The following is an 11,799-nucleotide window of genomic DNA, read 5'->3' on the forward strand; positions in this document are numbered from 1 at the left end:
ACCTCCTATTTTGACATTGCAAGATCTCTTTGTTTAGCTGACAGCATTTTATAAAATTCAAGAAAACGGTTTTCTCTCTCCCACAAAAGCAACTGATCAGGCAGATCGGCTATCTTTGCAGAAATTTTATTCAAGACCTGAGAAATTTTGGTTTGATCTTTCAAAGAAAGGCTGATCAAATTGCGAATCTCGTTTAGCATGGCATTCGACAGATTTCTGCTTATTGTGAACTTCTGGTTCCATTTTCTATCGTATACCAGAGAATTGAGTTCCGATCTGATTATCGCCTCCCAGTCGATGTTCTTCAGATAGCTCTGAATTTGTGGAGCAAAGCCTTTGACTGTTTCATTTATAGCCTGAACTTTTTCCGCGGCGACACCATTTTCAACAAGCACACTTGACAATGCCTGTGAGATAATGTTCAGATAGTTCTCAATCGCCAGATCTGTGTTGATCTTTTTCACATCTTTTTCAATTCTTTCGTACGAAGGTTGATACAGTTGCAGCATTTTTTTGTACAGATCCTTTGCCTTTTGCAGATCGGTTTTTTCCAGATCTGCTGCTGCCACCCAGATGTACTCTGCTACTCCATCTGGAACTGCCCAGATACCTTTGGCAGCCATTCCTTCACAAGCCCAAGCCTCTTTTTGAGCCAAATATTGCAACAAGTCAAGGATTCGATCGCTCGTAATAGGGTCAATCAAGACAGCCAAGGTCGAGATCATTCTATAAACATCTTCGCCAGATATGGCTCTCAAAAGGTCTATGTTCTTCCAATCGGGGAATCTGTTCCATCCACCTGGCAACCTGTCTACAGTTGCCTTCGAGTAATCGATGAATTGCTGAACGTATTTTTCCCTTAGTTTTTTGAATTCATCGATTGTGGTTTTGATGGTTGGATCGTCCGATTGGCTTTGTAACTCATCGATCAACTTATCTATGGCATCGCACAGAGTCTGGTATCTTGTGACCAATCCTTTGTATGTGTTTCGCTCGTTGAAAGAAAGCAGTGACGTCTTGAAAAGTCCACAGGAATCAATTATAGATTGTATTGTTGCAATGCTCTGAATCAACTGGGGTTCCTTTTCTATCAAAGAAGCAGTGAAGGCAAGATCACAGCTTTTGTACTGATCTGCTATACATCGCTGATAATCATCGTATTGTTGTTTTAAAGCAGAATAATCTTTTTTTGAGAGTGCATTGGTAATCTCAGAGATCCTGATCGGTCTCAGACACAATGAAGCCAGGTAGAAATGTGCTTTCCCATAGGCATGGTTTATCTTTAACGATTTTACAAGATTTTCAGTTGCTTTTTGTGTGTATGTTTTTTCGAGCTCTTCAGCTTTCCTCAAGTTGTTTTGAATATTCATCAAGTTCTTCTGGAGCTCGGTCCTGATGCTGTTGATTTGATTGATTCTCTGTTTTTCAAGATCTATTCCCGAGAGATTGGAGTACTTATAATTCTCAGGTCTTAGGTATACAAAATCGCCTGTCAGATCGTTCAGTTCTTCGAGTTTTTGTAAGTAGACCTTTTCGTACTGCTGAAAAACGGATTTGTCGTTGGATACACCAATCAATCCATTGTAGTAATTATTACCGTTTTTGAAGTATACCTCGCTCACAAAGTAATTCCATTTGAGATAAGTCGAACTCAACACTGTAATTGCTACCAAAACAACGAAAAAGATCATTGCAAGACCTTTTAAATGAACCTCATAAGCGAAAATCTTGTTCTTGTTGAAATAAGCTCCTGTTGCGATAGCTGCCAAAAACAGTGCGAGTAAAGAGTTAGGCAGAATATGACCTGGAAAACTGAAAAAACTCTGAATCATGAACGCAACAAAAGCACAAGTCATCGCAACAAACAGCAACAAATCATCTCTGTCCTGCACTGTCTTAAGATACTTGAAAGCGTAGATGATCAGCACGCAGATGAGCAATATCACGACAGAAAAGCCAAAAATCCCTGTTTCACCCAGAATTTGTAGATAATCGTTGTGCGTACGCTTGAAGTTGTTCCAGCCATATAGCAGCTCTGGATGATCTTTCATCGCTTTCTGTAACATGTCAATTGCCATAAGCTGGTATGTTCCAATACCAGTACCGATTATCTTGCTGTCTTTCCACTGGTATATGGATCCCAGCCATGCCAGAAGTCTTTCATCGCGGCTGGAAACAAATACCGTTGCTGAAAATCTGCTTACTACAGAGATTTGCCCATTGTTCGTTAGAGGGTTATCTGTGTTGTAGACAACAAGAATAAGTACAACACCTACAAGCAATACTGACAAAAGCAATTTGTTTATCTTTCTGATTTTTGGAAGATCTTTTTCAATATTTTTGTTTTGAATGTTGATTTGAGTTTTTTTTGAGTAAAAAAGATAGAAAACGATAAAAACAAAAGTCGAGAAAATCATCGATATATACTCGGATCTGGTTTGACTGATAACAACGATGGTGAGAAACAGAAAGATCGATACCAAGGAAAATATTTTAACCATGAGAGTGTTTCTATAACTGTATTTTTTCCAACCAAAATCCAGGCTGAGAAGGAAATAAATGGCTGATATCAGTAGCATCGTCATGTAGTTTGCGACAAAAATGGTATTTCCAACTGTACTTTTTATAGCGGCTCTTGAATAAGCTTCACCGACGGTACCCAGGAAAATACTCTTACCGGTGTAGAAATTCAAAAGTGCGTCGATTGCAACGATAACTCCTGTTCCAATAAAAGTCAAAAGCAGGCGGGTGATTGATTCTTTGTCCTTGAACCTGTTTGATACATAAAGCCCAATGAAAGCGGTCAAAACTATGTAGATTGCGATGTCTATGGAATATCTGAAATAGAACCTGTTCTGCCTGTAAACGGCTATTGTGGATAACAATGAAGCAAAAGAAAAGAAAAACCACAGGATGTTTGCCATCGAAATGTAAAGTTTCATCTGTTTTTCTTTGTATAGTCTATAAATGAGCATCACAGAGATGAGCAAAGTAAAAGCCGTCAGAATGGCATATTTTGGTACGCTGAATTCGTATGTGACATACTTGTTTGCAAAAAGTGCAACAACTATAACGGTAAGATGTAGCAGGATTTCTTCGACCTTACTCATTCTTTTTGCCTCCTTTGTCGTACCAAAACATCTTCAAGGATAAGACTACCACAATTGAGCCAATAAGTGATATGAGTATGGAAGACTCAATATATTTTAGAACAGCAAAAATAATGGCAATCACTGCTGTTACCAGTACTGTCATGCGATCTTTTAAAATTTTCGAGCCTTTGATTCTGCGCCATATTTTATCGTATATGTGATCTCTGTCACCTTCAAAAGGTGATTTTCTGGCAATAACCCTTCTGACGATACTGCTGAAGATGTCTAAGAATAAAATCCAAAATGGAAAAAAGACATTTAAACTGAAAGGTATTTCAAGGTTTGAAAGAATAGCATAGCTGATAATCGACCCTAACAGATAACTTCCAGCATCTCCCATAAAGATCTTGGCGGGCGGAAAATTGTACACAAGATATCCACTGACAGATCCCACAACTGCCCATTGGAATGGAAGATTAACTGAAAAAATCATTCCAATCAGCGCAACTACAGCACATATTCCATCCATTCCATCTATCATGTTTGTGGCATTCACAGTCAGGACAAAGATGAAGGTGTAAAAAATATTTGTGAGTAAATCATGAGTCAGTATGGAGCTCAAAAACCAGCCGGTGATAAACTCCACGCCAAGCCTTATATACCATTTAATGGGTTTGATATCGTCTAACAGACCAAGTACAAACATGATTGATGTCAATGCGATCAATTTCGCATTCATAAAGGGCAGGATACCTGCATAGATCGCCAGACCGCCGAGGTACGGAGTCACTTTCTGGTGAGTTTTTAGTAAGCCGTCTGGTCTATCCACGATCGCAAACTTTCTGCCAAGAAACATGGCAAAAGGTGTGACGACAAGTGATATCAAAAAAGAGACTAAAGCCTGGATTATCATTTACTCATCATCCTCGCAAAAAGATCAACGATTGGCGCGAAAATAAGGGCAGGTAGGAAATTACCAACCCGTATGTCTTTAATTTCGAGTAATCTTATACCTATTGCGACTACGATCAAACCACCGACACCCGTGAAATCTGCAAGATAGACTTTGTCTGTGAGAAAAACAAGCTGCGAAGAAAAGATCACGAGCAGTCCCTGGACCACAAATACCACTAAGGATGTTGTCAGAACACTTATACCATACAAAGAAGCCAAAATCACAGATGATATGAAATCGAGAACGGATTTTATGTATATGAGTGTGCCGTCTTTTGCCAAGCCAGCCCTGACAGAACCTACAATTGTCATCGGACCTACCAGAAAAAGTGTCGTGGCTGTTACAAAACCTTTTGCAAATCTGCTGGAATCTTTTGATATTTTCCCTACAGAAGCGATTCTGTCTTCGATCTTGAGCAATTCACCGACCATCACTCCCAAAGCAAGTGAGATAAGAACGACTATGAAATTAGATGTCTCAAGGCTCATTTTGATACCTATCCCAATGGTCGTCAACCCGACCGACTGGAACAACACCTTTCTCAACCCGTCTGGAATAGATTTTCCCAAGAACATACCGATGGCTGAACCGGCTGCAACCGATAAACTGTTCACAAGTACCGAGATGTGTATTTTCATCACCTCCTTATTAGGTTATATTATATATTTGGAGGTGGAACTTTGCTTTTGCTTTTTGATGTTGGAAATACACACACCGTTGCGGGTTTTACAAAAGATGGGAAAAATTTCATCAAATGGAGGTTAGCAACACATAAGTTTGAAACAGAAGATGAACTGTTTGTTTTACTCAAATCTTTACTTGATGATAGTCACATCAGTTTCTCGCAGATCAATTCGGTGGTCATAGCCTCGGTTGTGCCCCCGGTGAATTACATTTTCCACAGGTTCTCTGAGAAATATCTTGGAATAAAGAATCTGTGGGTGGAAGCATCAGATGGATTGGGAATAAAGTGGAATGTGAGAAATCCAATGGAGATTGGTGCGGATAGAATAGCAAATGTCTTGGGAGCTGCAAACACGTGCAGTGATGCAATCATTCTGGACTGCGGAACTGCGATAACAATAGATGTATTGATGTCTGGATCTTACGAAGGAGGGGCGATCCTTCCTGGTCTAATGACAGCCGCTCATTCTCTGTTTGAAAAAACGGCAAAGCTTCCACAGGTTGATCTGTACACCCCACAGAATTGCATTGGTAAGGACACGGCTGAGAATATAAGAATTGGTATAGTGAAAGGCACTGCACATGCATTGAACGGTCTTGTAGAGGAAGTTAAGGGGTGTTTTAAAAACAATCCAGTGATTTTTTTGACGGGCGGTCAGAGCAAGGTTTTGGAAAAACTCGTTCAATGTGATGTAAAAGATCCAGATCTCACTTTGAAAGGGATGTACAGCTATTGGCAGAAAAAATGCGTGTCTTACTCGTAAATCCATGGATTTACGATTTTGCCGCTTATGATTTCTGGCTCAAGCCACTGGGTTTGTTGTATGTCGGCTCCATGTTGAAAAAGCTCGGCTTTGAAGTACAATTGATAGATCTTCTGAATCGCCATGATCCAGAGCTGTCGAATTTTGTCAAGCCAAAGCCAGACAAGAAATTTGGAACTGGGAAGTTCAACAGTTTTCAGGTGGAAAAACCAGACTTTCTCAAAAACATTCCTCGAAAATACAAATGCTACGGTGCACCTGTTGAGTATTTTCTGTCTAAATTGGACAAAGCGGGAAAACCAGATGCTGTATTTGTAACTTCATCTCTGACTTACTGGTGGCCAGGTGTAGCACACACGATATGCTACATCAAACAGATCATGCCTGATGTTCCCGTGGTCCTTGGAGGACTCTATGCAAGGCTTTATCCAGAGCATGCGAAGAAAAACACCAGAGCAGATTATGTTTTCAGCGAAGAACTTTCCAAGATCAATGGTTTGATGAGTTCTTTATTTTGCAAAAACATCGATTTTGACATAGAGAACTGGTTTGAGACCCTTGAGCCAGCATATGAACTGTATGAAAAAGTGGGATATCTGGTGTTTTTGACATCTCTTGGTTGTCCTTACAGATGTACCTATTGCATTTCTCCAAAATTGTGGAAAAGGTTCATCCAGAGAAAACCTTCAGCAGTTGTCCAGACCATAGAGAAGTATCTTGATCTTTTTAGAGTGAAAGATGTGGTGTTTTTCGACGATGCGATATTGATAAACAAAGAAAACCATTTCAAACCCTTGCTGAGATTGCTCATTGAAAAGAACTTTGGTGTGAATTACCATTTGCCCAATGGAATACACGCAAGACTTGTAGATGAAGAACTCGCTCTGCTCATGAAAGAAGCTGGTTTCAAAACCATAAAACTTGGTTATGAGACAACAGGCAGACTGCAAAAGCTCACAGGTGGAAAGGTTTACGACCAGGATCTGATCAGATCCGCACGGATTTTAAAAAAGGCAGGTTTTACAGAACAAGAAGTGCAGGCTTACATAATGGTCAACATGCCGTTTCAAAAAGTTGATGATGTACTGAGAGCCATAGAAATCTGCAAAAATGAAGGAATATCTGTATCGATAAACGAGTACACACCAATCCCTGGTTCACAAGACTGGTATGCACTCGTTGAAAAAGGTATCTTGGATGAACAGATTGATCCTGCACTGCTGAACAACACAGCAATACCTTACTGGTTCAAATTTGGTATGGATGACAAGACCATCCAGATGATTAAAAACACAGCGCACAAAAGATGACCTATTCTTTTTTGGTGATTTTTGATGCAATTATACCTACACCCGGTTTGTACCCCTTAGCCATGGACAGAGTGTTTGCCATTTTTTGAAAAATCACTATCACGGGTATCGAAGACAATGTCTCCATAAGACCTTTTTTCAATATGACAGACCTGTGATTCAAAACATCCTGGTCTGTAATACACCAGACATTATCGTAAGAAGAAAGATCAGCCAGAAGATCGAGTGAAAGACTGATTGTCCTGCCCTGTAAAGCGACGATACCCACCAGAGGATTTGTCACCATGAGCTCCATTGGACCGTGTCTGAAACCTGCTCCGCTATAAACAACGCAGTTTATTTTCGAGATCTCTGCAAGCGTAAGCTGAGCCATTTTGAGTATGGGTATGGCAAAACCTCTTCCAACCAGAATCGGGTCTGGTTTTTCAAGAACGGCTTTACTGAATGAATCGACATCGATGTTGAGTGCATCTTCAACGTGATCTGCCAATCTTTCAAGATCAAGTTCTTCACCAACCCAGGTCGAGCCAATCAATAACAAAGTCAGTATCGTGTTGACAAAAGTTTTCGAAGATCCCATGGCTCTCTCCAAACCTGCAAAAATTGGGAAGACCTTAGACTGTGGAAAAACCTGTGCATTGAAACTCTGTGGATTGTTTGTGACAAGTGCACAGTTATCCAGCTTTTTGGAGAAAATATCGATGAATCTTGTTAACTCGGCTGTTTCGCCTGATTGACTGATCAAAAAAATTGAATCATACTGTCTGAGCAGTTTTTCGCTGTCATACCATATAGATTCAGACAGTTCCCGACATTGAGCGTCGATCCCAAAAGATCTCAGATATATCATTGCATACAAAGAAGCATAATAAGAAGCTCCCATGCCAAGAAATAGAACTCTTTCGTGTTTCAGCTGCGATGCTTTTTTCTTCAACTCTTTCTTTTGAGTTGAGAGATTTCTTATAGCCTGTGGTTGTTCAAAAACATCTTCAAGAAAAATCGATGTCATTTGTCAAGCCCTCCTTTATGGTAGTCGGTTAAGTTTATAGCACAAGATTTTAAAAACTGTTCAGACAAAAGGCAAACAAATCGTGTAAAATACTCAACGGGTACTGAAAGAGGAGCGTGAAAGCATGCCAAGACTCAGAGTATATGAACTTGCCAAGAAATTGAATATGTCTGCAAAGGATTTACTTCAGGAACTTGAAGAACTCGGGCTGGATGTCAAAAACCATATGAGCTATATAGATGAAGAAACTGTGAGCCTGATCCTTGAAATATTTGAAGAAGAAGAAGCATCGGTGAAAGCAAAGACTGCAAAACCAAAAAAAGAAAAGGAAAAAGAAGAGGAAGAAGAACTTTCTCAGGAAGTGTTCATTAACCCTGATGAAACGCAACTCAATACCTTTGCCATGAAGATAGGTGTTCCTCTTAACAGAATCATACAGGATATGTTTAGCAAAGGTGTCGTTCTAAAGCCAGCGCAGCAGTTGGATGAGAAGCTTGCCAGAGAGATAGCAAGAATGTACGGATATCGCTTGAGATTACAGCAACCTTCGGTTCAAACAGAACAGGAAGAAGTGACAGAAAATGCACTTGAAAAACTCGAAAGGTATTTCGAGACACTTTATACTGTTCATAAGGATGAACTGACGATCCGCCCTCCTGTCGTTACAGTCATGGGGCATGTGGATCACGGTAAGACAACGCTTCTGGATAGGATAAGAAAAACAAGAGTTGCGGAACAGGAAGTCGGCGGTATCACACAATCCATAGGTGCTTATCAAGTCGTCCACAACGGGAAAAAGATCACCTTCATTGACACTCCCGGACATGAACTTTTCACCGAAATGCGTGCAAAAGGTGTTCAGGCAACGGACATAGTGGTTCTCGTTGTTGCTGCAGATGATGGAGTTATGCCTCAGACGATTGAAGCTTACAATCACGCAAAGACTGCCAATGTGCCTGTTATTGTTGCGATAAACAAAATCGATAAACCAAATGCGAACGTTGAACTGACCAAACGTCAATTGGTAGACAAATTGAATCTCGTGCCGGAAGACTGGGGTGGAGACACGATAGTCGTACCCATCTCGGCACGCGTTGGAACCGGAATTGACGAGTTACTCGAAATGATACTGCTACTTTCTGAGATGAAAGAAATAAAATGCTATCCCAAAGGTCCTGCCAGATGTGTCATTATCGAATCAAAGCTCGACAGATCGCTTGGTCCGGTGGCAAATGTCATAGTAAAAGACGGCATACTGAAAGTCGGAGATTACCTGGTCTCAGGACCCGTTTATTGTAAAGTCAGAACATTGATAGATGACAAGGGAAGGTCAATCAAAAGTGCAGAGCCTTCTCAACCTGTGATGATCGTAGGATTCGAAGAGGTTCCGGACATAAGGTACATGGTTTACGCTGTTGAGAATCTCGAGACTGCCCGTCTTGTTACTCAGCAGTTGAAAGAAAGACTCGATAAGGACAAGATAGCCAAAAGAAAGGTCAGGCTCGAAGAACTGCTGAAGATGATGGAACAATCAGATAAGAAAGAATTGAACATAATTCTCAAGGCAGACACATACGGTTCACTGAGTGCCGTACAGAACGCTATTGCTTCGATTAAAAGTGAAGAAATTAAAGTTAATGTCGTACATTCAGCGATTGGAACTATTAACACCAGCGACGTGATGTTAGCTTCGGCAAGTAATGGAATAATAGTCGGTTTCAGGGTGAAGGTGGACTCCCAAGCCAGAAAAGCCGCAGAAAGCGAAGGTGTACAGATAAAGACTTACGAAATCATCTACGATCTGCTGGATAATCTGAAACTTGCCCTTGAGGGCATGCTGAAACCACAGATTGTTGAAGAACTCACTGGACACGGTGAGATCAAGAAGATTTTCGATATTAAAAAAGTTGGTAAGATCGCAGGAGTCCAGCTTATCGATGGGTTTGTTAGGAAAGACTGTGTTGTGAAGATCTACAGAAACGGCAATTTCATTCTCAGCGATGAGATAGAAAGTCTCAAACACTACAAACAGGATGTTGACAGAGTTGATGCGCCTCAAGAGTGTGGTATCAAACTGAAAACAGCCTCAGAAATCAGAGAGGGCGATGAACTGGAGTTTTATCAAAAAGTACAGGTTCAGAGAAAACTCTAACCTTTGTGGCGCAGGTATTCTTCACACTGTGAACAAATTCCATAGACGATCAATTCGGTTCTCTGAACCTTGCCCGGTACGTTAACTGTAGCTTTGTAGTTGATGTCATAAACATTGCCGCAAATCTCACAAACAAAGTGTCCGTGATCAGATGTGTTAATATCGTATATTGTTGTGGTCTCGCTGATGGATATTTTCTTTATCTGTCCCATTTCCTCTAAGGTGTGCAATGTGTTGTAAACTGTTGTGAATGAAACACTCCCAACCTTTGACAGAACGTGCTCGTATATCTGCTGTGCTGTTGGATGAATTCTGTTGTTCTGCAAAAACCTGAGTATCTCCACCCTCTGGGGCGTGATTTTTAACCCATGGTTTTTCAATATCTCAACTATCTGGTTCAATGACATTGATCTACCTCCAACCTTTTCTGAGTTATTATACCATTACTTTCAGACAATTTGATTTATAATCAATTTGGGAGGAGATGGACTTTTCGCTTTTACAGGAACTGATGAAAATAAAAGACCAGGCACAGAAACTGGTTGAAGAAAGGTTCAGAGAATTCAAATCACTCGGTGAGAATGGCTCAGAGGAGGATTTATTCAGCGAACTGTGCTTTTGTGTTCTCACTGCCAATTGGAGTGCACAGGGAGGGATCAAAGCACAGCAGTTGATTGGAGCCAGTGGATTTTTGAATTTGCCCCAGTCTGATCTTGAAGCACTTTTGGAAAAAGTGGGGCACAGGTATCCAAATGCAAGGGCTTCTTACATTGTAAGGAATCGAGAATTATTCGGTAATTTGAAAGCGATCATCAAACTGGATCCATTCACCGCAAGAGAATGGTTAGTTAAGAATGCTTTTGGCATTGGTTTTAAGGAAGCAAGCCATTTTTTGAGAAATGTGGGTGTGGAAGAACTTGCCATTTTGGATAGACATGTTCTTTCGCTCATGAAAAAATACGGGATCATAGATCAAATCCCAAAATCGATTACCAGATCACGTTACCTGCTCTATGAAAATCAATTGAAGAAAGTTGCCGATCAGTTCGGTGAACCACCAGGGAAGTTGGATTTATATCTGTGGTATCTTGTAAAAGGAAAGGTGGAAAAATAGGAGGTGTGTTAATTGGTCAGGGTGAGATTTGCTCCAAGTCCAACAGGTTACCTGCACGTTGGTGGTGCAAGGACCGCTTTATTCAACTATTTATTCGCACGGCACCATGGTGGAAAATTCGTTCTGAGAATAGAAGATACGGACATAGCGCGTTCCGAGAAGATATTCGAGGAAAACCTGATGAAGACCCTGCGCTGGCTTGGATTGGATTGGGACGAAGGACCGGATATTGGAGGTCCCTTTGGTCCATACAGACAAAGTGAGAGACTGCACATATACAGAGAATACGCACAAAAACTCGTTCAAAGTGGAAAAGCTTACGAGGTATATGCTTATCCAGAAGAAATAGAAAAAATCAGAGAAGAACTTTTATCAAAAAACGAAGCACCACATTATAAAAGGGAATATTTTGAACCATTTGCAACAGATGAGCGTAAAAAAGAATATGCACAGAAGGGTCTTAAACCAGCTATTTATTTTTCAATGCCGAGAAAAACCATAATCCACGAAGATCTTGTGAAAGGGACCGTTGTGTTCTCCGAAGGATCAGTTGGCGATTTTGCTCTGCTCAGAAGTAACGGTGTACCAACGTACAATTTTGCATGCGTTGTTGATGATATGCTCATGCAGATTACTCATGTCATACGTGGTGATGATCATTTACCAAACACTGTAAAGCAACTTGCGATATATGAAGCCTTTGGTGCAGTACCACCGAA

Annotated in this window: 10 protein-coding genes; 5 read left to right on the forward strand and 5 right to left on the reverse strand. The window is 40.6% G+C overall.

Features of this window, described 5'->3' with window-relative positions:
• Positions 1-5 precede the first annotated feature (5 nt).
• From AC4E92_RS00815 to AC4E92_RS00825, 3 genes are read right to left on the reverse strand one after another with little or no spacing between them, the layout of a single operon-like run.
• On the reverse strand, positions 6-3,110 hold the full coding sequence (locus AC4E92_RS00815; RefSeq protein ID WP_490238680.1) for an O-antigen ligase family protein: 3,105 nt from the start codon (positions 3,108-3,110) through the stop codon (positions 6-8).
• Entirely contained in the window at positions 3,103-4,005 is a 903-nt protein-coding gene (locus tag AC4E92_RS00820; protein WP_490238681.1) for a glycosyltransferase family 4 protein, read from the reverse strand. Before AC4E92_RS00820 ends, AC4E92_RS00815 begins: the two co-directional genes overlap by 8 nt.
• Positions 4,002-4,685 (reverse strand): DUF554 domain-containing protein, encoded by a 684-nt coding sequence (locus tag AC4E92_RS00825; RefSeq protein ID WP_490238682.1) that lies wholly within the window; start codon positions 4,683-4,685, stop codon positions 4,002-4,004. Before AC4E92_RS00825 ends, AC4E92_RS00820 begins: the two co-directional genes overlap by 4 nt.
• A 42-nt stretch (positions 4,686-4,727) precedes the next feature.
• Between AC4E92_RS00825 and AC4E92_RS00830 the strand changes: the two genes are divergently transcribed.
• Both AC4E92_RS00830 and AC4E92_RS00835 read left to right on the forward strand, forming a co-directional pair.
• Positions 4,728-5,495: a type III pantothenate kinase gene (locus tag AC4E92_RS00830; RefSeq protein WP_490238683.1), complete on the forward strand. Its 768-nt coding sequence runs from the start codon at positions 4,728-4,730 to the stop codon at positions 5,493-5,495.
• Entirely contained in the window at positions 5,477-6,805 is a 1,329-nt protein-coding gene (locus AC4E92_RS00835; protein ID WP_490238879.1) for a B12-binding domain-containing radical SAM protein, read from the forward strand. Before AC4E92_RS00830 ends, AC4E92_RS00835 begins: the two co-directional genes overlap by 19 nt.
• 1 nt (position 6,806) lies before the next feature.
• On the opposite strand, the gene AC4E92_RS00840 is transcribed toward AC4E92_RS00835, so the two are convergent.
• On the reverse strand, positions 6,807-7,814 hold the full coding sequence (locus AC4E92_RS00840) for an SIS domain-containing protein (protein WP_490238684.1): 1,008 nt from the start codon (positions 7,812-7,814) through the stop codon (positions 6,807-6,809).
• Positions 7,815-7,938: 124 nt separating this feature from the next.
• Here AC4E92_RS00840 and infB point away from each other — a divergent pair, with 124 nt between their 5' ends.
• Positions 7,939-9,966 (forward strand): translation initiation factor IF-2, encoded by a 2,028-nt coding sequence (gene infB, locus AC4E92_RS00845; RefSeq protein ID WP_490238685.1) that lies wholly within the window; start codon positions 7,939-7,941, stop codon positions 9,964-9,966.
• Here infB and AC4E92_RS00850 read toward each other — a convergent pair.
• A complete protein-coding gene (locus AC4E92_RS00850; RefSeq protein WP_490238686.1) occupies positions 9,963-10,373 on the reverse strand; it encodes a Fur family transcriptional regulator in 411 nt (136 codons plus the stop codon). The genes infB and AC4E92_RS00850 overlap by 4 nt on opposite strands.
• Positions 10,374-10,450: 77 nt before the next feature.
• Between AC4E92_RS00850 and AC4E92_RS00855 the strand changes: the two genes are divergently transcribed.
• Positions 10,451-11,080: an N-glycosylase/DNA lyase gene (locus tag AC4E92_RS00855; RefSeq protein ID WP_490238687.1), complete on the forward strand. Its 630-nt coding sequence runs from the start codon at positions 10,451-10,453 to the stop codon at positions 11,078-11,080.
• Between the two features lie 12 nt (positions 11,081-11,092).
• Positions 11,093-11,799 (forward strand): glutamate--tRNA ligase (gltX, locus tag AC4E92_RS00860; protein WP_490238688.1); only part of this gene is annotated, 707 nt, incomplete at its 3' end.

Source organism: Pseudothermotoga sp. (assembly GCF_031962025.1).
GTDB lineage: Bacteria > Thermotogota > Thermotogae > Thermotogales > DSM-5069 > Pseudothermotoga_B.